This window comes from Sedimentibacter sp. B4, assembly GCF_000309315.1.
Taxonomy (GTDB): Bacteria; Bacillota; Clostridia; order Tissierellales; family Sedimentibacteraceae; genus Sedimentibacter; species Sedimentibacter saalensis.
This window is the reverse complement of the sequence record NZ_CANG01000019.1, coordinates 1-25460: the sequence shown is the minus strand read 5'-3', so window position 1 is coordinate 25460 and position 25460 is coordinate 1. Positions and strand designations below refer to the sequence as shown.

Genomic DNA, 25460 nt, shown 5'->3' with positions numbered 1-25460 from the left:
GAGGCACATCTAAGTGCCTCATTTTTTGTACCGTGATGCGGAATGTACGGTCCGCTATGTGGAACCAGGCATTTGTATTTTAGAAAAATTTACAGTATAATTATTTAAAAATATATAGCCAAAGGAGGTTTTACGACTATGTACGGTTACTGGAAAACGATTTTAAGAATTAACTTAACTGACCATACTTACAGTACAGAAACTTTAGATGAAAAATACCTAAAACTGCTTTTAGGTGGTGCTGCACTTGGTGCTAAGATACTGCTGGATGAGGTAAAACCTAAGATTGATCCGCTGTCTCCTGAAAACAAGATAATATTTTCCCTTGGTTTTATGCAATCTGTTAATTTTCCCGGAAATGCCAAATGGACTGTAGTAACTAAAGGTCCGCTTACCGGTTCATTTCTTGATTCTGCCGGAACAGGGGCATGGGCTCCTCAATTGAAGAAGGCAGGCTATGATGTTCTGGTTGTGGAAGGAAAATCAGAGTATCCTGTATATATTTTCATCAATGATGACAAAGTTGAATTTAGGGATGCTTCTTCAATATGGGGAAAAGACACTATAGAAACTTCAAAGATTATAAAGGAAGAATTAGGAGATAAAAGAATAAATGCCATCAACATAGGACCTGCAGGAGAAAATTTAAACCCTATTGCCTGCATAAGCTGTGACGGGCATTCATTTGCAGGAAGAGGCGGCGCAGGAGCCATAATGGGTTCTAAGAATTTAAAGGCCATAGCCGTGTGGGGAACAAAACAGGTTCCTGTGGCTGATTTGGAAGGTTCTCAGGAACTGGCCAAGGAACTTTTCATAAGGCTTCACGAAACTGCAAAAGGAGGCGGAGGAACTCCCGATGTTATGGTTCCCCTAGAGGAACTGGGAGATGTTCCCATTAAGTATTGGAGAGGTGATGTATGGCACCATGGCGCTAAAATGATAGGCACTCCAAGATATACAGAGTTGCTGAATGTAAAGCCGCTACCTTGTCAAAATTGTCCTGTTGGCTGCCACAGACATATAAATTTGAAATTGAAGGATGGAAGCATATTGGACGGAAATGGTCCGGAGTATGAAACTCTTGGAATGCTTGGAGCTTCTCTTTTGCTTGATGATCTTGAAGCAATTGCTGTTGCAAATGACAGAGCAAACAGAAGTGGTATTGATACTGTATCCTTAGGTTCATATATCGGTTTCGTAGTAGAATGTTATGAAGCAGGTTTCTTAAGTGCAGAAGAAATAGGCATGGTTCCAAGATGGAATGATGAAGAAACACTTTTGTACCTTGAGGATAAAATATCACGCTTAGAGGGGATAGGAAGTTTATTCAGGAAAGGAATAAGAGGAGCAGTTGAAATAATAGGACAAGAATCTGCTGGAATTGCAGTTGAAGTAAAGAATCTGGATTTGCCTGCCCATGATCCAAGGGCCGTGTACGGTCTTGCAGTCAATTACGCAACAAGTCCACGTGGAGCCTGTCATGAACGTGGAAATCCTCAAGCCAGTGCACTGGGGCTTTTCTATCCTGATTGCGACATGGATTCTCCTCCTGAAAGATTTGACGAAGACAGTGCGGGCTACTGTGCATATGTTTATCAAAATACAAGCATGCTTTTCAACAATTTGACCATGTGCAAATTCATGGTTAATAACGGTGGCCTCACAGTAACTGAAATAGGAAAAGAACTTAAAGTTTCAACAGGCCTTGATTACACAAACAGGGATCTTCTCAAGACTTCAGAAAGAGGCATTGCACTTCAAAGACTCATAAACGTAAGAGACGGAATGAGCCGCAAGGATGATACACTGCCGCCTAAAATGCTGCAGGCTGCAGTAATCGGAGGCAGAGCAGGAAAGAGTCCTGCAGCCTTTGACAAAATGCTTGATGATTATTATAAATTAAGAGGCTGGGATGAAAATGGAATACCAACTGCAAAAACATTAGAGGATTTGGGACTTGAGGATTATATTCCAATGCTGACTTAGATGTGGGGTGAAAATATGGTAAAGGTGAAATTTTTCGGTGTTTTGTCTGCCAAGATGCCGGAAAAAGACAATGAAGGGTACTGGATAACAGAAGGCATGGGAAAGACTGTCAGAGAGCTTCTTGATTCATCTCCCATTAAGGACACAAATATAAAATACAATATTTTTGTAAACAATGAAAGACGTGATCCAAGCTGTGTTCTTGAAGAGGGGGACATATTAACAGTTATACCACTGCTGGCCGGGGGTTAATAAAAATATTATTGATTAAAATATAAGGAGGAAATATTATGTTTAAAGCAAACGTTGGTTCGTGTACATCTACTAATGCCTTTGAGGCAGGAAAAACAGCAGGAATGAAAGCAGCTGAAGGATTAAGTAATCCGAAAGTGGCTTTCATGTACAGCAGTGTGGCATATGACCAGGATGAACTTATTAAAGGCGTAAAAGAAGCAATGAACGGAGTTCCTGTAATAGGAAACACATCATTTACAGGAGTTATAACACCTGAAGGATTTATTACCGGAGATGCTTTTGTTGGCATCATGGCCATGGAAGATGATATGACTGTAGGTGTTGCAGGAATGCCAAAGGGAATTGATGCAATTACAACAGGTGAAGAAGTTGCAAAAAAAGCTCTTGAAAATGCAGACAGATCTGATTCGCCGGATTATTTTTACATGGTAGCTCCTCCGGGAGAAGAGGAATTTTATCTGAAGGGTATCACAAAGGTTGTAGGCAGAGTACCTTTCTTTGGAGGAAGCGCTGCTGACAATACAATATCAGGAGAATGGAAACTGTTCACAGATAACGGTTCATTTGCAGACGGTGTTGCTGTAGCATTTTTCTATACAAATAAGAAATTTGCCAATAAGTTTACAGGCGCTTACAATGAGACTAATAAATCAGGTGTTATTACAAAGGTAATAGGAAACAGAGTTCTTGCAGAAATAGATGGTGTACCGGCACTTGAAAAATATGCAGAGTGGAGCGGTAAAAACACTAAGGACCTGCTAGGCATGAATCTTCTTGGAGCAACTATATGTGCCCCGCTTGGAGTTAAGGACCGCCTTGGTGACCTGGTGGCAATCAGGCATCCTATGAACGGAAATGAAGATAATACCATGAACTTAGGAAACAACATAGCTGTTAACACGGCAATAATTTACATGGAAGGTTCCGTTGATGAATTAATATCATCAACAGGCAAGACATTAAATGAATTGAAAGAAAAACTTGGTGCAAATCCTGGTGCTTATCATCTGGTTCATTGCGGAGGAAGAAGGGCAGGAATAGACAGCAGAATTGATGAGGTCGTTAAAGAAATCAAGGATGCTGCAGGCGATGTTCCATTCATTGCTGAATTTACATTTGGCGAATACGGATATGAACAAGACGGCATTAATACATGCGGAGGGCTGATGCTGTCCTTTACAGGATTTTCAAAATAATAATTAGGCTGACACCAATATGCGGTGCCAGCCGTTTTTTGTTTTATTGCTTATATCCGAGACGTCTTGAAATTTCAATAGCAATACTGACAATGTAATCAGCCACGTCATTTATTTTTTCATCAGGCAGCTGTTCTAAGTTTCCGCTTCCGCTGACAGCAGCAATTACTTCGCCTCTGTAATCGTAAATTGGTGCAGCAATGCATCGCTGTCCCATAATCTGTTCCTGGTTATCCATAGCCCATTTCTGTATTCTTATATTTCTAAGGTGCTTCTTCAATTCCTTTAAATCGCAGATGGTATTTTCAGTATATCGTACAAACGTGAAGTCTGCCATAATATCTTCAAGCTCTGTTTCAGACAGAGAAGAAAGCAAACATTTTCCAAGAGATGAGCAATAAGCAGGGGCGCGGTAACCTATTTGTGTATACAACCTCATATGTGTATATGTCTCAAGTTTTTCAATGTAAACAACATTTTCGCCGTCAAGTACTCCCAGATGTGATGTAAGATTGTATTTTGAAGATAATTCTAATAGGTATGGGCGAGCCTCAGTTTGAAGTTCCAGTTCATTAATATGGCAGCCCACTATTTCTATTAATTTCAATCCTAATTTATACTCGCCATTTTTGTTTTTTTCAACATAATTTCTCGCGTATAATGACGATAAGATTCTATGTACGGTAGTTTTGTGCAATCTTGTTTTTTTTGATATTTCAGTGACGCCTATTCCTTTTTGTTGTGTTGACAGAAGTTCAATTATATCCAGAGTTCTGTCAATAACTTGAATATTGCTGTTCTTATCTTCCATAACCATACGTTTCCCCCTTAGACATATTGCAATCTTGACGGTAATACTTATATTTTACTCGAATGAATGGTATTAGTCAACATAACAAGGTTCGGTTGACTTTTCTTTTAAATAATGTATGTCAAAAACTTAGTTGTTTATTATTGTTAAAGATGTATAATTAGGGTATAATAATTCCAGAATTGAAAAAAGGAGTAATTATGAACAGAATTGACAACAGACAAAACGATGAACTGAGAAATGTAAAAATAACAAGAAATTATTTGATGCATCCGGATGGTTCAGTTTTAATAGAGGTAGGAAACACAAAAGTAATATGTACTGCAATGGTTGAAGAAAGAGTTCCTCCATTTCTGAAGGGAACAGGCAAGGGATGGGTTTCAGCCGAATATTCAATGATACCGGGCTCTACAAAGACCAGGAAGTCAAGAGATATAAATAAATTGAAAATAGACGGAAGGTCTCAGGAAATTCAAAGACTCATAGGCAGAAGCCTGAGATCCGTTGTTGACCTGGGCATTATAGGTGAAAGAACAATTTGGATAGACTGTGACGTAATTCAGGCTGACGGAGGCACAAGGACTGCATCTATCACCGGAGCATTTGTTGCTATGGCAGATGTATTCAAGGGTCTAATAGATAAAAAAATGATTGAAAAGATGCCAATAAAGGCATTTGTTTCAGCGGTTAGCGTTGGAATAAGCGGAGGCAATACAATACTTGATTTATGCTATGAAGAGGATTCAGCAGCAGATGTGGACATGAACATAGTTATGACAAACAAAGGCGAATTTGTTGAAGTTCAGGGCTCAGGAGAGGAAGCAACATTTTCTCACAGCCAGTTTATGGACCTTGTTACTTTGGCAACATCAGGCTGCCAGAAGCTTTATAAGATACAAAGAGAAGCGCTGGGAGAAGAAATCAGCGGGGAAATAGGAAAATGAGAAGAAAGATAATTTTATCCAGCGGAAATAAGCATAAAATAAATGAAATAAAAGACATTCTCAAAGATACAATTTTCGATGTGGTGTCAAAAGACGATCTTGGATATTTGGATTTTGATGTTGAAGAAGATAAGGACACTCTTGAAGGAAATGCATTCAAGAAAGCAGAAGAACTTCACAAACTTGTGAAGGGGATAGTGATTGCCGACGACACGGGACTTTTTGTGGATGCATTAAACGGCGACCCTGGAGTTTATTCTGCAAGATATGCAGGAGAGCCTGTATCCTACAAGGACAACAACAAACTTCTGCTTAAAAATCTTGAAGGTGTTCCAATGGAAAAAAGAACTGCCACATTTAAAACAGTGATGGCAGTCGTTTTGGAAGATGGAAGTCGACTGATGGCAGAAGGAGAATGCAAGGGCAAGATTGCATTTGAGGAAAGAGGAACAAACGGCTTTGGATATGATCCATTGTTCATAGTTGATGGATGGAATAAATCATTTTCTGAAATGACAGAAGAAGAAAAAAACCAAGTGAGTCACAGAGCAAATGCACTCATGAATTTAAAGGAAAAGCTGGAGGAAGCTAGTGAAGGTTCTTGTAATTAGCGATAGTCACGGAGCAGTGTTTGAAAGCCACATAAATGAAATCAAGACACATGGAGACTATGATATTTTAATCCACTGCGGTGACAAGTACAATGATGCACAGAAGTTTGCGGACAAACTTAATATAAAGACAGTATACCAGGTTCCGGGAAACTGTGATTACAATGTTTTAGAGAAAGGGATTATCTTCAAGGAAATAATGGGGAGAAATGTTCTCATTACACATGGACACATCCACAATGTCAAATACAATCTTGATGCCTTAAAGAAATTTGCTGAAGAAAACAATGCTGACGTTGTATTGTTTGGCCACACCCACGACCAGCTGGCTGAATATGTGGACAACACATTGTTTTTTAACCCGGGAAGCACAATTTTCCCAAGAAGGGGAAATGGAAGCTACGGTATACTTGAATTTACAGACAATGATATAAAATGCAGCGTCATGACGCTGGAAAATTAAACAATGCATGCAACTGCCTTTTCAATGCCAAAAAAATGGGTTATGATAAGGCAGTTTTTAGTTGACTATGTATACTAAAAGTAATATAATGAAGCGAACATACGTTTATGTGTAGAGGTGCGTTATGGGAGAATTTAAAATAAAATCAGAGTTCAGGCCAACAGGCGACCAGCCGGAGGCTATTCTTAAAATTACGGAAGGTTTAGAGAAAAATTTAAAGTATCAGACCCTTCTTGGAGTAACAGGTTCAGGAAAAACCTTCACTATGGCAAACATCATCGAAAAGGTTCAAAAACCTACGCTGATTCTTGCCCACAACAAGACGCTGGCAGCACAGCTGTGCTCGGAATTTAAAGAATTTTTTCCGGACAACGCAGTTGAGTACTTTGTAAGCTACTACGACTACTATCAGCCTGAGGCTTACGTGCCCAGCAGCGACACTTTTATTGAAAAGGATGCATCCATCAACGATGAAATAGATAAACTGAGACACTCGGCAACTGCTTCTCTTTTTGAAAGAAAAGATGTAATAATTGTAGCCAGCGTTTCATGTATATATGGCTTGGGGAGCCCTATTGACTATGAAAATCTTGTATTGTCTCTTAGACCGGGAATGGAAAAGGGAAGAGAAGAAACTATAAAGAAGCTTGTGGAAATTCAATACAAAAGAAATGACATAAGCTTTACACGAGGGACGTTTCGTGTCAGAGGAGACACAGTTGAAATATTCCCTGCATCATCTTCTGAAAATGCAATCAGGGTTGAATTTTTCGGCGACGAGATCGACAGAATAACAGAAATAAACACAGTCACAGGAGAACTTATAGGCAGGAGAAACCATATTTCAATTTTTCCTGCAACTCACTATGCCACAACGGAAGAAAATGTACAAAGAGCAGTTGTAAGCATAAAAGAGGAGCTTGCAGAAAGACTTAAAACTTTTGAAAGTGAAAACAAACTTCTGGAAATGCAAAGACTTGAGCAAAGAACGAACTATGACGTGGAAATGCTTCAGGAAATGGGATACTGCAACGGAATAGAAAACTATTCCAGGCATATAAACAACCTCCAGCCAGGCATGAGACCATTCACGCTTCTGGACTATTTTCCAAAAGATTTCTTGATGATAATAGATGAGTCACACGTTTCTGTTCCTCAGGTAAGGGGAATGTACAACGGAGACAGAGCCAGAAAAACCACGCTTGTGGATTACGGCTTCAGACTTCCTTCGGCTCTTGACAACAGGCCGCTGAAGTTTGATGAGTTTGAAAAAATAATAAACCAGGTTGTGTTTGTAAGCGCAACTCCGGGACCATACGAAGCTGAACATTCTCAGAATGTTGCTGAGCAGATCATCCGTCCTACAGGGCTTCTTGATCCTCCTATTTATGTTCGTCCCGTTGCTAATCAGATTGACGATTTGCTCAATGAAATAAAAAGATCAACATCAAAAAATCAAAGGGTTCTTGTTACAACCCTTACTAAGAAAATGGCTGAAGACCTTACGGCTTATTTCAAGAATACAGGCATAAGGGTAAGATATCTTCATTCTGACATTGATACCCTTGAAAGAATGGAAATAATCAGAGACCTGCGAGTTGGAGAATTTGACGTGCTTGTGGGAATAAACCTTTTGAGGGAAGGTCTTGACTTGCCTGAAGTTTCTCTTGTTGCCATACTTGATGCCGACAAGGAAGGATTCCTGCGCTCGGAAACATCTCTCATTCAGACAGTGGGAAGAGCAGCCCGCAACGTGGATGGCAGAGTAATAATGTATGCTGACAAAATGACAGGTTCCATGGATAGAGCAATAAATGAAACAAACAGAAGAAGAAAAATTCAGGATGAGTACAACAAACAGCACAACATCACTCCGCAGTCCATAATCAAGGGTGTGAGAGACATAATTGAGGCAACAAAGGCAGCAGAGGAAGAAAAACATTACAAGACTAAGGATGATGTTAAGGATGTCAATTCATACATCATTGAGCTTGAAAAAGAAATGCGAAAAGCTGCTGAAAACCTGGAATTTGAAAAAGCAGCCCACTTAAGAGATCAGATAAAGGATATAAAAATTCAGAACAACATCGCACTGGTTGTTGAGTGAAAGGATAAACAATGGACAAAATTATAATTAAGGGAGCGAAGGAAAACAATCTGAAGAACATTTCAGTTGAGCTTCCAAGAGATAAATTGATTGTTTTCACCGGAGTGAGCGGCTCCGGAAAAACATCTCTTGCATTTGATACAATTTATGCAGAGGGACAGAGACGCTACGTTGAAAGTTTGTCTTCATATGCCCGCATGTTCCTTGGACAAATGGATAAACCGGATGTGGAATCAATCGAAGGGTTGTCTCCTGCCATATCCATAGATCAGAAGACAACAAGCAAAAATCCCCGTTCAACTGTTGGAACCGTAACAGAAATTTATGACTATTACAGACTGTTGTATGCGAGAGTCGGAACTCCTCACTGTCCTAACTGCGGAAGGCCAATTACAACTCAGACAGTGGACCAGATAACTGACAAGGTTCTGGAATATGAAGAAAGAACTAAAATACAAATTTTGGCTCCAATGGTAAGGGGGGCTAAAGGCACCCACAAAAAGCTTCTTGAAAACATTAAAAAAGATGGATACGTCAGAGTGAGAGTTGACGGGGAGCTTTTGGAATTAGAAGAAGAAATTAATCTGGATAAAAACAAAAAGCACAGCATTGAAGTTGTTGTGGACAGATTAATTGTAAAGGAAGGAATACAAAAAAGACTTGTGGATTCAGTAGAAACAGCTCTGGAGATGTCTAACGGAATGGTTCTCATTGATGTCATGGGGCAGGAAGAGCTTCTCATGAGCACTAAATTTGCATGTACAGACTGCGGAATAGGCTTCGGAGAAATATCACCAAGGATGTTTTCCTTTAACAATCCCATTGGTGCTTGCCCTGAATGCAACGGTTTGGGAGTGAAAAAAGAAATTGATCCTGATTTGGTAATTCCTGATTATTCAAAAACAATCGGCGAAAGAGCAATTGCTCCTTACGGAGCAGATGAAGACGGTTATTATTACCAGATATTCAGGGCAATAGCTGATTACCACAAATTTGACGTTTCAAAACCACTTTCAGAAGCGCCAAAGGAATTCATAGATGAAATTTTATATGGAACAAATGGAAGAGAAATAACAGTAGATTTTTATAGCAAGTATCAAAGCGAGAATAAAACATATAAGAGAGAATTTGAAGGGGTTGTTACAAACCTTCAAAGAAGGTACATGGAAACAAGGTCTCCTGAAATGAGAGAATGGATAGAGGATTACATGTATGAAAGTTTGTGCCCTGTATGTCACGGAGCCAGATTAAATCCTGTAAGCCTTGCCGTAAAGGTAGGAAACAAAAATATATATGAGGTAACTCAGTTTTCGGTCTTAAAAAGCTTGAAGTTTTTTAATGAGCTTGAGCTAAGCCCTATTAACAAGATAATCGGCAGCGAGATAATCAAGGAAATCAATTCAAGACTTCAGTTTTTATCAGATGTGGGGCTCACGTATCTCACTTTGGAGAGAAATGCCGGAACATTGTCCGGAGGAGAATCCCAGCGTATAAGACTGGCAACACAAATCGGCTCAAGTCTTGTAGGAGTGCTTTATGTGCTGGATGAACCCAGCATTGGTCTTCACCAAAGAGACAACAGCATGCTCATTAAGACTTTGAGAAACCTTACTGACTTGGGAAACACCCTCATAGTTGTTGAACATGACGAAGAAACCATGGAAAGTGCCGATTATATATTGGACATTGGTCCGGGAGCCGGTATCCATGGAGGCGAAGTTGTTGCACAGGGAACATTTGAAGACATAAAAAACAACCAGAACTCCATAACAGGGCAATATTTAAGCGGAAGGATAAAAATTGAAGTACCGGAAGTAAGAAGAGTGCCTGAAAGGTTTATTGAAATAAAAGGTGCCAGAGAAAACAATCTGAAAAATCTTGATGTTAAAATTCCATTGGGCGTCTTGTGTGCTGTAACAGGTGTATCAGGTTCAGGAAAAAGTTCATTGATAAACGAAATACTGTCAAAGGGATTGCACCAGAAGTTGTTCAAAAACAGCAATAAGCCAGGTAAGTTCGATGAGATGCTGGGCATTGAAAATATCGATAAAATAATTACCATTGACCAGTCCCCTATTGGAAGAACTCCAAGGTCAAACCCTGCCACATATACAGGAGTATTTGATTATATCAGAGATATATTTTCAATGACTCTTGAAGCAAAGGAAAGAGGCTATCAAAAGGGAAGGTTCAGCTTCAATGTTAAGGGCGGCAGATGTGAAGCTTGTCGCGGCGATGGCATATTGAAAATAGAAATGCATTTTCTCCCCGACGTGTATGTTCCATGTGATGTGTGCAAGGGCAAGAGATACAACAGAGAAACTCTTGAAGTTAAATACAAGGGGAAAAATATTGCGGAAGTTCTTGACATGACCATAGAGGAATCATTGGAGTTCTTTGAAAATATTCCTAAGATATACAACAAGATTAAGACACTCAATGATGTGGGATTGGGATATGTGAAGCTTGGTCAGCCTTCAACGGAATTGTCCGGAGGAGAAGCTCAGCGTGTTAAATTAGCATATGAGCTGAGCAAAAAAGGAACAGGAAAGACAGTGTATGTTTTGGATGAGCCTACTACAGGGCTTCACATAGCTGATATTCACATGTTGGTTGAAGTTCTGAACAAGCTTGTTGAAGCAGGAAATTCGGTTGTTGTCATAGAGCATAACCTGGATGTTATCAAGACAGCAGACTTTGTTATTGATTTAGGTCCCGAAGGAGGAGACGGCGGCGGAACAATAGTTGCCCAGGGAACTCCGGAAGAAGTGGCAAAGGTAAAAAAATCCTACACAGGACAATATCTGAAAAAAGTAATGAAACAGTAACTACAATTAAGAATGAAGAGTGAAGAGTTAAGAATTAAAGGAGGGAATTTTGCCAAGCAAAATTCCCTTCATTCATTTTTCATTCTTAACTCTTAATTCTTCATTGTTTATAGTATTATCATTGAAATTGCTATTGCTGCAGCTATACCGCACAGAACAGGTATGAGATTTTTTCTTGCAAGGTCTTGAGGATTTACATTACATATTGCAGCAACAGGAATAACAGCCCAAGGAATTACTGTTCCGCCGTCAAACCACACAGTGATTACCTGACCTAGAGCAGCAAGCCCTGCCATATTTATATCTATTACATTTGAAAATGTGTATGCCAGTGTTCCAACAATGGGAAGACCTGAGAATCCGGAACCGTCAAGTCCTGTGATTACGGATACCGCTGACTGGGTCAAAATTGTAGAGAGTTTTGTCATCTGAACATTTTCCGAAAGGAATATGCTGATTTCATTCAATATGCCCGGAGCCCCTTCGCCGAAAACTGCCGTAGCTCCTCCTTGGTTTCCGAGGAAGAAAAATCCTCCTATAAATATAACCGGTGCAAATACTGTTATTCCAAAAGAGAATCCTTTCTTAATATAATCAACCGTAATTTCAAATCCATCCTTTGGGTTAAAGCTTGTAAGCACTGTTACCAGCATTATTATGATTGCTGTTCCACCTACCAGAGCTGTGGCGTCTCCTCCTGCCAGTTTTAGTTTTAACATTGCTGCAATGTCAAGTATGAATGCCAGAGGTGTGAATATGGCAATTGCTTTTGCAGTCTTTCCCGGAACCTTAGTTTCAGAAGCTTCCATTTCAGCTTCGTGAACATAAAGCTGAGGATTTTTCTTCAAATCTCTTTTCATCATGAGAAATGCAACTGCAACGGTCACTACAGACATGGTTAGCCATATAGGCACAGAAGCAGAAATTATTTCCGTAACTTCTACTCCTGCTCCTGCAGCAGTAATGGATGGAGCTCCTTGAATGAAGAAGTCACTGGAAAGTGCAACGCCGTGCCCGAACAGGTTCATGGCCACAGCTGCATATATAGCAGGAAGCCCTGTTTTCATTGCTGCCGGAAGCAGTACAGCCCCTACAAGAGGTACTGCCGGACTAGGCCAAACCAGCCATGAAATGATCATCATGGTTATGCCTATTGCCCAAAATGCCATGGATTGATTTACCATCACCTTTTTTATAGGAGACATTATCAAGACGTCAGCCCCTACTTCCTGCAATGCTTTAGACATTGCAACCACAAGGGAAATAATAACAATAATACCCCAAAATTCATTGCCCGCATAAATGAGAGTGTTGAAAATTGACTGAACAGCCACAACAATACTGCCGGAATAAAGGTAACCCATTGCGAAAATTCCGATTATGCAAGGAATAACAATATCCTTTTTCATGAGCATGATTACCAGGATGATGACAACCATCACCATATACAGATAGTGCATTGAAGTTAGAACCATAAATAAACCTCCTTGAATTTTATGTATGTTTTGAAATTACGCTGTTGAAGCATTCGTCTGCTCCTTTGAAGTCCATGCTGTTAACATAAAAAATTTCAAGAAGTTCATGAGCCTTTTTGGTGGCTGACAATTTTTCCAGGGCATTTTTAATAAGCATGTCATGCATGTGGAGGTTGTTTTCAATTTCTGAAATGCGGATCTTGATGCTTTCAGTGTCCATGATTAGGTGCATGTCGAAAACTTCGTCATAATGTACGCTCATGCTTGTTTCTGCACTCATGATAAAAAGATTTTTTTCGGGAATATAAAGATGCTGAAGCCTTGTTGGGTCAAGTGGTCTGAAGAAACATTCTGTATCCAGACCTTTGTCATAAGCTTCCTCAGCTATTGCCTTTAAAAACAATGATGTGTAATTTGTGTCTTCTCCAACTACTGCCCAGATTATTTTGCCGCTTGAAAGAGAAGGGGTGTAGCTTATATATCCGGCGGAAGTGTAACTTTCAGCAAAAAGCTTTCTTACCTTGCCTTTTTTTAAGTTTCGTGGAACATCCGGGAACAACATTTCCTTTGCTTTGTTTACAAGATTGTTGAATTCATCCTGGTTCATGTACTGGTCATAAATAGAATTTATTTCTTCTGATATGATTCCGGCAGCTTCAAGATACCTGTAGGCGCTTTTGTAGAGATTTGATTTGTTTTTTATGAGCTGCATAATTTGTGCTTTATGCTTTTCAAGGGAACTTTTGTCCAGATAAACACCCAAATTAATTATTTCGTCAACTGCTCCAGGAATGGATGGATCAACAGTGTGAGGAGCTGTGCCATCAATGAGTGAAATTTTAAGTTCGGGAATAACAACACCATCAAGACTTTCATTGTCGCTGGAACAATGAATAAATTCTGCCGAGTAACCTTTCTTAAGCATTTCATGAGCGAATTTCTTCATGAAAGTGCTTTTCCCAACACCGGGTCCTCCCTTTAAAATATAAATGTGTCTTGCTTCATCCAGTTTTAAAATATAGTCAAAGTAACTGAAAAAACCATGCGATGTATTGTTGCCTGCAAAAAAATGCTTTTCCTTCAAATGAATACCTCCCTACATAGACTAATGTTGTATTATATGAAAGAGCAGCAATAATGTTAAAAACAAAAAAAGAAAGGACATGTAACAGGTTTTATGCTATAATAATCAGGCAAAGCAATAAAAAAGGAAGAATTTGTATGAAATTGATAGTTACTGAAAAACCGTCAGTGGCAAAAGACATTGCAAGGGTTTTGAACATAAACCGTTCAAGAGACGGCTATATAGAAAGCCAGGATTACAAAATAACATGGTGTGTAGGACATTTGATTCAGCTTTCATACCCGGAAGAATATGATCCTAAATATAAAAGCTGGAATGTAAATGACCTGCCTATTTTCCCAAGGCAATTTAAATACATGGTCAATCCTTCCACAGAAAAACAATATGAAATAGTAAAAAGGCTAATGCTTGACGACAGCATCGACGAAATAATATGCGCAACCGACGCCGGCCGCGAGGGGCAGCTCATATTTGGTTATGTCTATGTGAACGCAGGCTGTAATAAGCCCGTCAGAAGACTTTGGATAAGCAGCATGACTGACGAGGCAATTCTTGAAGGATTCAAGGACCTGAAGGACAACAAGGAATATTTTGCACTTTACCAGTCCGCAAAGGCACGTTCAGAGGCAGACTGGCTTGTGGGAATAAACGCCACAAGGCTTTTTACGGTTAAGTACAACCAGATGCTGACCATAGGAAGGGTTCAGACACCAACATTGTCACTTATAGTTTCAAGACAGAAGGAAATCGACGAGTTTGTTTCTCAGCCATTTTATGAAGTGGCTGCAGACTGCGAAATGTTTACTGCCACTTGGTTTAACAAGGATGGCACAAGAATAGATTATTTGGAAAAGGCCGAGGAAATTGCAGCAAGGTGTCAGAACAAGGAAGCAACTGTCACAAAGCTGCAGACGAAAAGGGCTACGGTTGAAAGGCCTTTATTGTACGACCTGACAGAACTGCAGAGGGACGGAAACAGAAGATATGGTTATTCTGCTGAACAGACCCTTGATGCAGCCCAGAACCTTTACGAGAAATACAAGCTGGCAACCTATCCAAGAACAGATTCCAGGTACCTGACAAAGGACATGAAATCAAAATTGACCGACCTTCTTCAAAACATTAAACAAGGATGGAAAGGCTCTGAATACTGCGTAGACAAGGTGTTAAAGCAAAAGATCAATGCTGACAAAAGAGTAATTGACGACTCAAAGGTTACAGACCATCACGCCATAATTGTTACGCCTAACATCAGGACAGTTTCAAGCATTAAGCTTCCTGAAAGAGAAGAAAACATACTGAGGCTCATTGTTGCCAGATTCATTGCTGTACTTGACAGGAAGCAGGAATTTGACCAGACAGACATTGAACTTAAAATTGAAATCGATAAGTTCAAAGCAAGAGGAAAAAAAGTTGTCATACCCGGCTGGAAGGAAATTGAAGACATAATCCTTGGCAAGGTGAAGGAAGATTCGGAAGACAAGGAAATAACCACAAATCTGAATCTCAACGACAAGATTATGCCCAAGGAAGTTAAGGTGGTAACAAAAAAAACCTCTCCTCCGAAACCATATACGGAAGCAACTCTCCTGACTGCTATGGAAACAGCAGGTAAGCAAATAGAAGACGAGAAGCTTAGGGAAGAAATGAAATCCATAGGGCTGGGGACTCCTGCCACAAGAGCCGGAATAATAGAAAAGTTAATTTCTGTTGGTTATATTAAAAGAAATAAAAAAAATCTGGTGCCTACCCAAAATGGAATACAGCTCATTGAAATTGTGCATGAAAAGCTTAAAAAGCCGGACCTCACAGGGGAATGGGAAAGTGAGCTTGGAAAAATCGCACAAAAAAAAGCATCCTCAAAGGATTTCATAGTTGACATAAAAAAGTATGTAGCTGAAATAATAAAGGAAGGCAAGTTAAGTTCTGCAAAAAATGTGAGCTTTGAAAGTACGGGCAGCAAAAAGAAAAGCAATGCTATAGGCATATGCCCCCGCTGTGGCAGAGAAGTATATGAAAGCAAAAAAAATTTCTTCTGCACAGGATATAAAAATTTTCCTTCTTGCAAATTTTCTATATGGAAGAATGACAAGGTTCTTGAAGAAAACGGCATTGCACTGACAAGGAAAGATGTTCAGGAACTCCTGAAAAACAAGGAAACTGCGGTAAAGGCAGCAAAAGAAGGACAGGAAATTGACTTGACCCTGAAGATGGCTGACAATGGCTACAGAATTGATTTTACCATAGAAAATAAAGAGCATACATCATAGATGCAGGAAGTACAGTGATTCTTGCATAAAAACGCGAATAAAACAACTATAGCAGGAAAAATGAGAAAATAAAAGTTACTAGGATTTTAATGAATGTTTTTTACTAAATATATAAAAATATTAATGATTTGTCTCATAAATGAATAATTTTGAGGATTATGTATAATTGCTTATTGAAGTTATTTATAATAGAATACACAAGAATAAACAAAAAGGAGCGGGAAATGGAATTTTTAACTAACGGTATTACTCAGGTTACCTGGCAGCAAATTTTTATGTGGATTATAGGTGGCACTCTAATTTACTTGGCAATTGCAAAGGAACTTGAACCAGCCTTGTTGCTGCCAATGGGATTTGGAGCAATTTTGGTTAACATACCAAGTTCAGGCGTGTTAAATCAGACTTTACAAGGAATTGGTGAAGTACAGGGAATAATAGATTGGCTTTTTGAAGTAGGAATAGAAGCTTCTGAAATGATGCCACTCTTATTGTTTATAGGAATTGGAGCCATGATTGACTTCGGACCCCTTTTGTCAAACCCAAGGCTTCTGCTTTTCGGCGCAGCAGCCCAGTTCGGAATTTTTGCTACAGTTACGGTTGCAACGCTTCTGGGATTTTCTCTCACAGATGCAGCAGCCATAGGAATCATAGGAGCAGCTGACGGTCCTACATCAATTTTGGTTTCGCAGGTTTTAAAGAGCAACTACATAGGGCCTATAGCCGTGGCGGCATACTCATACATGGCGCTTGTGCCAATAATACAGCCCTTTGCAATAAAAATATGCACTACAGAAAAAGACCGCAAAATAAGAATGAAGTACAATCCAAAAAGCGTTTCAAGAATGACAAGACTTTTGTTCCCAATAGTTGTAACATTGATTGCAGGTCTTGTAGCACCGGCTTCCATTTCTCTGGTAGGATTTTTGATGTTCGGAAACCTCATAAGAGAATGTGGAGTGCTTAGATCACTTTCTGAAACAGCTCAAAAAGATTTGGTAAACCTCATTACATTGCTTTTGGGACTTACAATTTCAGCAAGCATGAAGGCTGAATATTTTGTTACAAAGGAGACATTGTTAATAATGGTTTTGGGATTGCTGGCATTTGTGTTTGATACAATCGCAGGAGCATTGTTCGCTAAGTTCCTTAATTTGTTCCTGAAGGAAAAAATAAATCCAATGGTTGGTGCTGCAGGAATATCTGCATTCCCAATGTCATCAAGAGTTATTCAGAAGATGGGTCTTGAAGCAGACTCTCAAAATCACCTTTTGATGCATGCTGTAGGAGCTAATGTGTCAGGACAAATTGCTTCAGTTATAGCCGGCGGCGTAATAATAGGTCTTGTACCGGCACTGTTGTTGTAGGAGGTTTGTATGGACATAGATGTTATAAAATCATTAGAACTCATGGGAATGGGAATGGCCGCAATATTTTTTGTAATAATAGTGATATATGCAGCTCTAAATTTAATGTTAAAATTGACTAGCGAGAAATAATACAATATTAATTAAAAGATTAAATGATCGGGGAAGGATGACTAAATGAAAAGCAACAGAAAATTTGCAGCCATAATGATTTTAGTCATTATGGCCTCGATTTTTATTTTGCAGTTTAAAAACAACCAAAAATTAGAAACTGACGGACAAAACAACATAGAAATGTATGCGGAAACTGAAAGTATTAGCATATTGGAGGAAGAGTATGCTCAAAACGAGAATTCTCACATCTTCAAAGCAAACAGCAATTTTATGTTCAGCTTGTTCAAGACGTATATTTTGGTAAATGTTAGCCTAAATGCAAGTATTTATAAACACAAACATTCTTCAGTCATAAGTGAAATCTGCAGGCTGTTTAATTACAGTGTGTTTGTGGTGTTCTACACAAACAAGAGTGACGGCAAAAAAAGGATGATGCGTGAAATCATAACAACATAATAAAATAAATCAGGAGGAAACAATGAGATTAAATAAAAACATGTACATCCTTGTAATATTGCTGATAATATGCATATCATTGGTTGCAGTCTTTGGTGTAAATGCAGGATCGGTTCAAATTAAGGGAATGAAGGATATAAGATTTGGAATTGACATAAGAGGCGGAGTAGAAGCGGTGTTTGAACCGGCAGACCTTAATAGGGTGCCTACAGCAAGCGAGCTTGAATCTGCAAAAATCATAATGGAAACAAGAATGGATGCTCAGAACATTTTGGACAGAGAAATTACTGTAGACAATAACAATGGGCAAATAATTGTAAGATTTCCTTGGAAATCAGGTGAAACAAATTTCAATCCTCAGGCAGCAATTGCTGAGCTTGGAGAAACAGCAAGACTTACTTTCAGGGACCCGGATGGAAATATTCTGGTGGAAGGCAAGGACGTAAAGGAAAGTGTTGTGCAGCTTGACAAAAAAACAGGCAAACCTGTTGTAACATTAGTGTTCAATAATGAGGGAGCAAAGCAGTTTGCAGATGCTACAGAAAGACTTGTAGGTCAAAGAATATCCATTTACATGGATGAAACATTGATTTCTGCTCCTAACGTAAGAGAAAAAATATCCGGAGGAAACTCTGTAATCAGCGACATAGGAAGCGTTGAGGAAGCAAAGGACCTTTCTGACAAAATAAATTCAGGAGCTCTTCCTTTCTCACTGGTATCAAAAAATCACAGCACCATAACACCTACATTAGGTTCAGGAGCTCTTGATGTTATGATAAAGGCAGGAATGCTGGCATTTGCATTTGTATGTCTGTTCATGATTTTCTACTACAGAATATTGGGATTTGTTGCATGTTTGGCTATTATTCTTCAGGTATCAATCCAAATGCTTGCCCTTTCAATACCTCAGGTAACTCTTACTCTCACTGGTATCGCTGGTATAATTCTGTCCATAGGAATGGGAGTTGATGCCAACGTAATAATTGCTGAAAGAATAAGAGAAGAACTAAGAGCCGGAAGGTCTTTGGGATATTGCATAGACACAGGATACAAGAAGGCATTTTCAGCGGTTTTTGACGGAAACATAACAACAATAGCTGCAGCCATAATAATGATGATATTTGGAACAGGTTCAATGCTTTCATTTGGCTACACTTTGATGGTTGGATGTATTCTTAACTTTGTTTCAGGAGTGACTGCATCACAAATAATTTCTAAATCAATGAGCATGAACGATGCGTTCGCAAAAAAATCCCTGTACGGGGTTAAAGTTAAGGAGGCAAAATAATGATTAAATTTTATGAGAAAAGAAAAATATTTTTTGCTTTATCCGCTGCCATAATGATAGTAGGCTTAGTTGCACTGTTTATTAACGGAGTTAATTTGTCCATTCAGTTCAAGGGAGGGGCAATAATAAAATATTCATACACAGGTGAAATGAATGCTGAAGCAGCAGCAGACAAAGCAACTGAAATATTAAACAGAAACACGGAAGTTCAGCTTACAGAAGACCTGGCTACCCACAGTAAGAAAATTGTATTCAACCTGTCAGGCAACAGCGGTCTTGATGCTAACGACCAGGATAAGTTTGATGCAGAACTTAAAAAGGCATTTCCCGATTCTCAGCTTGAATTGTCTGAATCAAATGTGGTACAGCCGTTCATAGGCAAGAGATTTCTTACAAACGGTCTTATAGCTCTGGGGCTTACATCATTGTTCATAATAATCTATGTACGCTTCAGATTCAAAAAAATATCAGGGCTTTCTGCAGGTGTTATAGGATTAATAGCACTGGTTCACGATGTGCTGGTGGTGTTCTTCATATTTGTAATATTCAAAATGCCTATTAATGACTCATTTATAGCAGTAACACTGACAATAATAGGTTATTCAATCAACGACACCATAGTTATTTATGACCGCATAAGAGAAAACAAACCATATTTTGAAAAGAAAACATTCGAAGAGCTTGTTGACACAAGCATCAACCAGTCGCTTTCAAGATCCATCAACACAAGCATAACAACAGGCATAAGCATTTTGATAGTATGCATACTGGCATTTGCTTACAACATTGATTCAATCAAGACATTTGCAATACCAATGCTAGTTGGAGTTATAAGCGGCTGCTATTCAACAGTTTGTCTTGCAGGCCCAATGCTTGTTATGTGGCATAAAAGACAACAAGAAGCATAATATGAGGAGGTAAAATGAAGGAGTATACTAGTTCAAGATTGGTAAAATCAGAAGATTTGAATCATCACGGCACATTGTTCGCAGGACGCACTGCAGAATGGTTTGTAGAATCTGCATTCATTGCAGCTGCTTCAACAATTGGAGATCCTGAAAGAGTGGTATGCCTCAATATTCATGGCTTTGTGTTCAGAACTCCAATCAACAGAGGAGAAATAGTAAAATTCACAAGCAAGGTTGTTCACGTTGGAAAGACAAGTATAGTTGTGTACACCAGACTAGACATGGAGTTAAACAAAATCCAGCCTGTTGAAGGGTTTATAACATTTATTTCTGTTGATGCAGACGGCAAGAAAGTTCCTCACGGACTTGTGATGGATGAACCAAAGGATGAAGAAGAAATTCAAATAAGAGAAAGAGCAAAAAACTTAAAATAATTAATGTAGGGGAGGACCACTGTCCTCCCGTGGGCGGACAGTAATCCGCCCCTACAATTAGTACAATAAACATAATTGTCAGTATTTAGTGGAGAAGAGAAATCTTCTCCTTTTTTTGTGTTAATAATACAAAAGTTGATAAATTTCGATAAACATGATAAAATATATAAAATTATTGCGAGGGAAATATGAAAAAAATTACGAAAATCGAATATCAAAAAAAGAATAAAGACAGATTTAACATTTACCTTGATGACAGCTATGCCTTTGCTGTTGACATGAATGTTATGATAAAATATTCCCTTGCAAAGAACATGGAACTAGAGGATGATTTCATAAGTGAAATATTAACTGCAGAGGAAGAAATGAATGCATACAACTATGCAGTCAACTTGCTTTCAAGAGCTCCAAAAAGCGAAAAAGAGCTTAAGGTAAAAATACAGGACAAGGGTTATGATGTAATCTTCGTTGAAAATGTCATAAAAAAGTTAAGAGAACAAAGATACATAGATGACGAAAGATACAGCGAAATGTTCATTAGCAGCAAAATAAATATATCAAAAGACGGCAGACGAAAAATAAAAGAAGCATTGTACAACAAGGGAATAAACAAGGAAATAATAGATGAAAAGCTGAACAGCGTTTCTGAAGAAGAGGAAATCGAAAGAGCATTTTTGCTGGCCAAAAAAAAACTCGCTTCGATGAAGGAAGAAGATACCCGCAAAAAAACGCTTAAATTGTCGAATTATTTAATTAACAAGGGATTTGAATATGGCACAGTAAAGAAGGTGGTGTCAAGTCTATTAAAGGGGGATTTTGATGAGTTTGACCAGTGCTATTAAATTTGACAGAATATAACTAGGGGGTGTAAGTATGATTGAATTTAGCAATTATATTTCTGACGCATTGATAAAGTGCAAAATTGTACGAGGGGAAACAGGAAGAGTCGATTTGTTTGCGATTTTCTGCAACGATAAGGTAGAGGGCATAACAGGTTTTAGGCCGGAAGCGTTGGTGAATCAAAACATGGTAATGCTTTTTCCAAAGCTTTCAGATTCGTTGTTTGATTGGCCGAGAATATTATGCGAAGCTGCCATGACAAATGAACATAAAATAATTGAGCAGTATTTTCCGAACTTTGAAAGATATCTTAGGCTTAGCATTTTTGGATACAAGGATGACACATTTTACATTGCAGCACAGGATGTAACTGAAAAAAAGGAAATCAGAAGAATTGTGCTGGAAAAGGACAGGCAGATACAACATCTGGAAAATGAAATAAAATCAAGAGCCAATGTGGATATGCTCACAAAACTTTACAATTTTCAGTTCATGATAGACTGCATAAAAAATAGCATTGTATCGTATAAAGAAGAAGGCGTCAACTTCTGCATGCTGATTATAGACATTGACGATTTCAAGACGTTCAACTTAAGCTATGGCATGAACACAGGAGACAAGGTTCTTCAGGATCTTGCCAGGATACTTAGCTCTGTAGTAAGAAAAATTGATGTTGCAGGAAGATATGAAAATGACAAATTCATAGTTGTTATGAACAACGTGGATATTGACATAGCTAAGCTGATGGTTGAAAAAGTAAAAATGGAAACAAAAAATTATAACCTTAACATCAATAACACAAGTTTGAGCACATGCGGCGCCCTGGTGGAATACAACGGAGAAACAATTGAAGAGTTGTTCAGTAAGGCAGAAGCACTGCTGGTAAAGGCCCAGTCCATGGGCAAAGGAATAATATTGTCATAAACCTAATGGAATGCATAGCATTCCTCAGGCTTCTGACAAAGTTATTTTAATTAATAATATTGGTACTTGTGGTGATGTTGAAATCTAAGTACGTAGGGGAGAGCCTTGTGCTCTCCCGCAGATAACAATTTATTGTTTGTATTAATCCCACGGGAGGACACAAGATCCTCCGCTACAATATGTAGAAATTAAGTTTGTCAATAGTCTAGGGAATGCATAGCATTCTTTTTTTAGTCCAATCTAATTTTTAATCCTTTCATATTTTTGAACATCTTTAATTAACACAAGAATCTTGAGTTTTTACAAAAACATATATTGTTTTCAACATGTCCACGCACAATCAGCCTTTATATGATAGTATTTAATAAAAATTAAATAGAAAAATAGTGGCATACTTGAGAAAATTAATTTTTAATATAAGTGCAATTGCAAGTTTTGCATGAGATGTAGTATAGTATTTTATTTTTAGAATAAATTGGAGTTCTATAATGAAAAAAATTTTTAAATATGTATTGTATTTCGTGTTAACTATAATAATTATAATAAAATGGTCACAGTTTTTTGGTGGAGGTGATTATATCTTAAAAGCGATAATAATTATTACTATCTTTATGCCTGTAACAGCATATGTTTTTTTAAATAGTAAATATTTTCGTCCTCTTAAATTAAAACGTATTAGATTTGCAATTTATTTTGCGGTATTATTGATATATTTGTTTTTAATTTATATGTTAGGATATTATGTTGTTTCAAATGCAGTTAAATAGAAATTAAGCATTAAGCAAGTGGAGAATTCAGCCTTAGAATATAAGTAAAGAGTTAAGGTTTTTGTAGATAAAATTGCCTAAATATGATAAAATATATATGGTTGGAGGGATTATTATGGATGATAAAAGAATAGAAAAAATAATACGAAATGTTAATGCAAATCTATCAATTGAAGGAATGCCATTAACCAACAACGATAAAATAAGAATGAGAGATTGTTTAACTGGAAAAACCACAATTAATGATACTGTAAAAAAACTTGTGGAAAAACATACTGTGAAAAGAGTGTAGACTATGAATACTGATTATTCATACAGCTTTGATAACGATTTAAAGTATTGTTATCCCAATTCTTCTGTTCTAAAAAATAAATTAAATATAACAAATGAACATGATTTAGGCATTGCTGAAAGAGAAATAAGTTCATTAAGAATAATGGAAATTGAAAATGAACCACTAAAAGGAAAATTGGATTTCAAACATTTAAAGGATATACACTACAATATTTTCAAAGATATATATGAGTGGGCCGGACAAATTAGAAATGTTAACATATCTAAGGGCAGTGTTTTTTGCTATTATGAAAATATCGAGAGCTATGCGGATTATGTCTTTAATAAACTTAAAGAAGAAAACTATCTTATTAATGCAGGTAATGATGCTATATATGATGGTCTTTCTTTTTATATGAGCGAAATAAATGCACTTCATCCTTTTAGAGAAGGAAATGGTCGTTCTCAGAGAGTATTCATGTCCTATTTGGCAAAGGTATCAGGATATGAATTGAATTTTGAAAAAATAACACAAGAAAAGATGATAGAGTTAAGTTCGCTTGCTTTTAATTATGGGCATGAAGAATATATAGAAATGTTTAATGAAATTTTAATTCCAATTTCAAAACAAGAGCAAAAAGATTTTATTGAATCAATTGGGTTGAAATATTAATCGTACTTTGAGACGGAACTAATATCATAAATAAAAATAATATTAGTAAAGGATAATGAGAGATGAACAATGAAAGCAATAAAAAAATTGAAAGAAAGAATAAAGAAGAAAATAAAAATGCCTTTAATGATATAAAAATGTTCCTGTACTTACTTTTATGCAGTGAATTTTTTATGCTATATTTATCAGGAAAACAGATGTTTTTTGAAAACGTTGACTGTTCACCAGCAGTAGCAGGAATAAATACAGTATTGCTGATTCTAACAATTCTTCATATAAGAAAAATTAAGACTAGTAAGAAATAACATTTTAGTATACAAAAATGACCAAATTGAGCATCATACATAAATGAAAATTGAAAACATGCTAACTTTCAAATTCATGGAAATTAGTTGAAAGGTCTTCCAAAATGTGATAAAGCTAAGATCATAGATGAACTGTGGGAAGTTGATAACTTCATAAGTAGCAATGTTCCGAAACAATTCCAAACTCAAGTGAGGAACGCATTTGGTTCCGATATTAAAGTAACAACCTTAAAACAAGATACAACCGTTTATAGGTATTATGGAGGAGATTCAGCGCCGTCGAGCTATTGGGTTACTCCAACCAAAGTAAGTGATCCTATATCGAAATTAGCATTACCTCCTGGCAATTCTGCACAATATGTTAATTCAATAATTCTTAAAAAAGGGACTACATTACTAGAGGGTACAGTTGCTCCTAACTTTGGACAACTTGGTGGAGGATACCAATATTATGTACCAGGTATGAGATAAGGAGAAGAAGATGAGATACTCAATGCTTGATTTAAAAAATGACATTAACGAGATACTTTTAATATGCCAAGAAGATTTACTAGATATTTCAATGGGTAAAGACAAGCAGGCGACAGTGGATCAAATAGAGAAGACCATAATTCCCGAAATGGAAGGTCTTTTAAAAATGATAGAGGAGGGGAAGATTCCTCCGAAAGGGCAACGTTGGATAACATCAGCAGCTTATATAACTAGAGGATGGAACTGGGATATTTGGAGTAATGATAAGTTAAATATAAAGCTACCAGAACTTGATAACAAATATCGTTATGAGTTGGAAGAATAGCAATATGATATAGGGGTCGTTCACGACTCCTATATGTTTCTTGGCAAATAAAAAAGGTGGAACTACCTACTCAATTATTATCGTTACCAAAAGGCTGTTCAAAGACATGGTTAGCCACTAAGCAAGCTTATTATTACATTCTGATTCAGAATAACAAGCTTTTTATGAATTAGGCTTATGTCAAGGGTATGTCAAGGGGACGGGGTTGTTGTCATCATTCTCGTGACTAACACATGGGAGGGCAGTAACCCTCCCTTACAGTTGTTATAGAAAATGTTGAACTGTATC

General features: G+C 37.7%; 25 protein-coding genes. 22 read left to right on the top strand and 3 right to left on the bottom strand.

The genetic code is table 11. The features are described 5' to 3' along the window. Nucleotides 1-138 precede the first annotated feature (138 nt). Genes BN358_RS03530 through BN358_RS03520 form a run of 3 tightly spaced genes read left to right on the top strand, consistent with a single transcriptional unit; the run spans nt 139 to nt 3437 of the window. Complete coding sequence (locus tag BN358_RS03530) at nt 139-1986, top strand: aldehyde ferredoxin oxidoreductase family protein (RefSeq protein ID WP_019227912.1); 1848 nt, start codon at nt 139-141, stop codon at nt 1984-1986. A gap of 15 nt (nt 1987-2001) precedes the next feature. Continuing rightward, on the top strand, nt 2002-2238 hold the full coding sequence (locus BN358_RS03525; protein ID WP_198018338.1) for a MoaD/ThiS family protein: 237 nt from the start codon (nt 2002-2004) through the stop codon (nt 2236-2238). A 38-nt stretch (nt 2239-2276) separates the two neighbouring features. Further along, a complete protein-coding gene (locus BN358_RS03520; RefSeq protein WP_019227910.1) occupies nt 2277-3437 on the top strand; it encodes an FIST signal transduction protein in 1161 nt (386 codons plus the stop codon). 43 nt (nt 3438-3480) lie between these two features. Here BN358_RS03520 and BN358_RS03515 read toward each other — a convergent pair whose 3' ends face one another. Beyond that, nucleotides 3481-4254 carry an IclR family transcriptional regulator gene (locus BN358_RS03515; protein ID WP_019227909.1) on the bottom strand — a complete coding sequence of 258 codons (774 nt, stop codon included), beginning with the start codon at nt 4252-4254 and terminating at the stop codon, nt 3481-3483. Nucleotides 4255-4448: 194 nt separating this feature from the next. Between BN358_RS03515 and rph the strand changes: the two genes are divergently transcribed. The 5 genes from rph to uvrA all read left to right on the top strand — a co-directional run bounded on the left by rph (nt 4449) and on the right by uvrA (nt 11201). Beyond that, nucleotides 4449-5192: a ribonuclease PH gene (gene rph, locus BN358_RS03510; RefSeq protein WP_019227908.1), complete on the top strand. Its 744-nt coding sequence runs from the start codon at nt 4449-4451 to the stop codon at nt 5190-5192. After that, on the top strand, nt 5189-5803 hold the full coding sequence (gene rdgB, locus BN358_RS03505) for an RdgB/HAM1 family non-canonical purine NTP pyrophosphatase (RefSeq protein WP_019227907.1): 615 nt from the start codon (nt 5189-5191) through the stop codon (nt 5801-5803). The genes rph and rdgB overlap by 4 nt, the downstream gene beginning before the upstream one ends. After that, nucleotides 5784-6266, top strand: coding sequence for a metallophosphoesterase (locus tag BN358_RS03500; RefSeq protein ID WP_019227906.1), 483 nt, complete (start codon nt 5784-5786; stop codon nt 6264-6266). Before rdgB ends, BN358_RS03500 begins: the two co-directional genes overlap by 20 nt. Before the next feature lie 124 nt (nt 6267-6390). Further along, the gene (uvrB, locus tag BN358_RS03495; protein ID WP_019227905.1) at nt 6391-8373 is read left to right on the top strand and encodes an excinuclease ABC subunit UvrB; all 1983 of its coding nucleotides are present in this window, start codon (nt 6391-6393) and stop codon (nt 8371-8373) included. Between the two features lie 11 nt (nt 8374-8384). After that, nucleotides 8385-11201 (top strand): excinuclease ABC subunit UvrA, encoded by a 2817-nt coding sequence (uvrA, locus tag BN358_RS03490; protein WP_019227904.1) that lies wholly within the window; start codon nt 8385-8387, stop codon nt 11199-11201. A 107-nt stretch (nt 11202-11308) separates the two neighbouring features. On the opposite strand, the gene BN358_RS03485 is transcribed toward uvrA, so the two are convergent. Both BN358_RS03485 and BN358_RS03480 read right to left on the bottom strand, forming a co-directional pair. Continuing rightward, nucleotides 11309-12676: a hypothetical protein gene (locus tag BN358_RS03485; protein ID WP_019227903.1), complete on the bottom strand. Its 1368-nt coding sequence runs from the start codon at nt 12674-12676 to the stop codon at nt 11309-11311. 19 nt (nt 12677-12695) lie between these two features. Next, nucleotides 12696-13760, bottom strand: coding sequence for a P-loop NTPase fold protein (locus BN358_RS03480; RefSeq protein ID WP_019227902.1), 1065 nt, complete (start codon nt 13758-13760; stop codon nt 12696-12698). A 137-nt stretch (nt 13761-13897) separates the two neighbouring features. On the opposite strand from BN358_RS03480, the gene BN358_RS03475 reads away from it, so the two are divergent. The 14 genes from BN358_RS03475 to BN358_RS03415 all read left to right on the top strand — a co-directional run bounded on the left by BN358_RS03475 (nt 13898) and on the right by BN358_RS03415 (nt 25172). Then, nucleotides 13898-16030 carry a DNA topoisomerase 3 gene (locus BN358_RS03475; RefSeq protein ID WP_040581963.1) on the top strand — a complete coding sequence of 711 codons (2133 nt, stop codon included), beginning with the start codon at nt 13898-13900 and terminating at the stop codon, nt 16028-16030. Between the two features lie 224 nt (nt 16031-16254). Continuing rightward, nucleotides 16255-17394 (top strand): sodium ion-translocating decarboxylase subunit beta, encoded by a 1140-nt coding sequence (locus BN358_RS03470; protein ID WP_019227900.1) that lies wholly within the window; start codon nt 16255-16257, stop codon nt 17392-17394. A gap of 9 nt (nt 17395-17403) precedes the next feature. Then, on the top strand, nt 17404-17526 hold the full coding sequence (locus BN358_RS28265; protein WP_019227899.1) for an OadG-related small transporter subunit: 123 nt from the start codon (nt 17404-17406) through the stop codon (nt 17524-17526). A gap of 45 nt (nt 17527-17571) precedes the next feature. Then, nucleotides 17572-17964: a hypothetical protein gene (locus BN358_RS03465; protein WP_019227898.1), complete on the top strand. Its 393-nt coding sequence runs from the start codon at nt 17572-17574 to the stop codon at nt 17962-17964. 22 nt (nt 17965-17986) lie between these two features. Continuing rightward, a complete protein-coding gene (gene secD / locus BN358_RS27425) occupies nt 17987-19252 on the top strand; it encodes a protein translocase subunit SecD (RefSeq protein ID WP_040581959.1) in 1266 nt (421 codons plus the stop codon). Further along, nucleotides 19252-20160 (top strand): protein translocase subunit SecF, encoded by a 909-nt coding sequence (secF, locus tag BN358_RS27420; RefSeq protein ID WP_040581958.1) that lies wholly within the window; start codon nt 19252-19254, stop codon nt 20158-20160. Before secD ends, secF begins: the two co-directional genes overlap by 1 nt. Before the next feature lie 14 nt (nt 20161-20174). Continuing rightward, the gene (locus tag BN358_RS03450; RefSeq protein WP_019227897.1) at nt 20175-20594 is read left to right on the top strand and encodes an acyl-CoA thioesterase; all 420 of its coding nucleotides are present in this window, start codon (nt 20175-20177) and stop codon (nt 20592-20594) included. A gap of 188 nt (nt 20595-20782) precedes the next feature. After that, on the top strand, nt 20783-21436 hold the full coding sequence (locus tag BN358_RS03445; RefSeq protein WP_019227896.1) for a RecX family transcriptional regulator: 654 nt from the start codon (nt 20783-20785) through the stop codon (nt 21434-21436). 31 nt (nt 21437-21467) lie between these two features. Beyond that, nucleotides 21468-22358: a GGDEF domain-containing protein gene (locus BN358_RS03440; RefSeq protein WP_019227895.1), complete on the top strand. Its 891-nt coding sequence runs from the start codon at nt 21468-21470 to the stop codon at nt 22356-22358. Nucleotides 22359-23240: 882 nt separating this feature from the next. Further along, nucleotides 23241-23417, top strand: a complete 177-nt coding sequence (locus BN358_RS25260; RefSeq protein WP_019227893.1) for a hypothetical protein — start codon at nt 23241-23243, stop codon at nt 23415-23417. Nucleotides 23418-23420: 3 nt separating this feature from the next. Then, nucleotides 23421-24071, top strand: a complete 651-nt coding sequence (locus tag BN358_RS03430; RefSeq protein ID WP_019227892.1) for a Fic family protein — start codon at nt 23421-23423, stop codon at nt 24069-24071. A gap of 62 nt (nt 24072-24133) precedes the next feature. Beyond that, entirely contained in the window at nt 24134-24376 is a 243-nt protein-coding gene (locus BN358_RS03425) for a hypothetical protein (protein WP_019227891.1), read from the top strand. 87 nt (nt 24377-24463) lie between these two features. After that, nucleotides 24464-24847 carry a glycohydrolase toxin TNT-related protein gene (locus tag BN358_RS03420; protein ID WP_019227890.1) on the top strand — a complete coding sequence of 128 codons (384 nt, stop codon included), beginning with the start codon at nt 24464-24466 and terminating at the stop codon, nt 24845-24847. 10 nt (nt 24848-24857) lie between these two features. Next, nucleotides 24858-25172, top strand: coding sequence for a hypothetical protein (locus tag BN358_RS03415; protein ID WP_019227889.1), 315 nt, complete (start codon nt 24858-24860; stop codon nt 25170-25172). Nucleotides 25173-25460 lie beyond the last annotated feature (288 nt).

Excerpts from the sequence above, each read along its gene's own strand:
- BN358_RS03475 (WP_040581963.1), top strand. The coding sequence starts at position 13,898 with ATGAAATTGATAGTTACTGAAAAACCGTCAGTGGCAAAAGACATTGCA.
- BN358_RS03445 (WP_019227896.1), top strand. The coding sequence starts at position 20,783 with ATGAAAAAAATTACGAAAATCGAATATCAAAAAAAGAATAAAGACAGA.
- uvrB (WP_019227905.1), top strand. The coding sequence starts at position 6,391 with ATGGGAGAATTTAAAATAAAATCAGAGTTCAGGCCAACAGGCGACCAG.
- secD (WP_040581959.1), top strand. The coding sequence starts at position 17,987 with ATGAGATTAAATAAAAACATGTACATCCTTGTAATATTGCTGATAATA.
- BN358_RS25260 (WP_019227893.1), top strand. The coding sequence starts at position 23,241 with ATGGATGATAAAAGAATAGAAAAAATAATACGAAATGTTAATGCAAAT.
- rph (WP_019227908.1), top strand. The coding sequence starts at position 4,449 with ATGAACAGAATTGACAACAGACAAAACGATGAACTGAGAAATGTAAAA.
- BN358_RS03515 (WP_019227909.1), bottom strand. The coding sequence starts at position 4,254 with ATGGTTATGGAAGATAAGAACAGCAATATTCAAGTTATTGACAGAACT.
- uvrA (WP_019227904.1), top strand. The coding sequence starts at position 8,385 with ATGGACAAAATTATAATTAAGGGAGCGAAGGAAAACAATCTGAAGAAC.
- secF (WP_040581958.1), top strand. The coding sequence starts at position 19,252 with ATGATTAAATTTTATGAGAAAAGAAAAATATTTTTTGCTTTATCCGCT.
- BN358_RS03440 (WP_019227895.1), top strand. The coding sequence starts at position 21,468 with ATGATTGAATTTAGCAATTATATTTCTGACGCATTGATAAAGTGCAAA.
- BN358_RS28265 (WP_019227899.1), top strand. The coding sequence starts at position 17,404 with ATGGACATAGATGTTATAAAATCATTAGAACTCATGGGAATGGGAATG.
- BN358_RS03425 (WP_019227891.1), top strand. The coding sequence starts at position 24,134 with ATGAACAATGAAAGCAATAAAAAAATTGAAAGAAAGAATAAAGAAGAA.
- BN358_RS03470 (WP_019227900.1), top strand. The coding sequence starts at position 16,255 with ATGGAATTTTTAACTAACGGTATTACTCAGGTTACCTGGCAGCAAATT.
- rdgB (WP_019227907.1), top strand. The coding sequence starts at position 5,189 with ATGAGAAGAAAGATAATTTTATCCAGCGGAAATAAGCATAAAATAAAT.
- BN358_RS03450 (WP_019227897.1), top strand. The coding sequence starts at position 20,175 with ATGAAGGAGTATACTAGTTCAAGATTGGTAAAATCAGAAGATTTGAAT.
- BN358_RS03530 (WP_019227912.1), top strand. The coding sequence starts at position 139 with ATGTACGGTTACTGGAAAACGATTTTAAGAATTAACTTAACTGACCAT.
- BN358_RS03520 (WP_019227910.1), top strand. The coding sequence starts at position 2,277 with ATGTTTAAAGCAAACGTTGGTTCGTGTACATCTACTAATGCCTTTGAG.
- BN358_RS03465 (WP_019227898.1), top strand. The coding sequence starts at position 17,572 with ATGAAAAGCAACAGAAAATTTGCAGCCATAATGATTTTAGTCATTATG.
- BN358_RS03415 (WP_019227889.1), top strand. The coding sequence starts at position 24,858 with ATGAGATACTCAATGCTTGATTTAAAAAATGACATTAACGAGATACTT.
- BN358_RS03430 (WP_019227892.1), top strand. The coding sequence starts at position 23,421 with ATGAATACTGATTATTCATACAGCTTTGATAACGATTTAAAGTATTGT.
- BN358_RS03525 (WP_198018338.1), top strand. The coding sequence starts at position 2,002 with ATGGTAAAGGTGAAATTTTTCGGTGTTTTGTCTGCCAAGATGCCGGAA.
- BN358_RS03485 (WP_019227903.1), bottom strand. The coding sequence starts at position 12,676 with ATGGTTCTAACTTCAATGCACTATCTGTATATGGTGATGGTTGTCATC.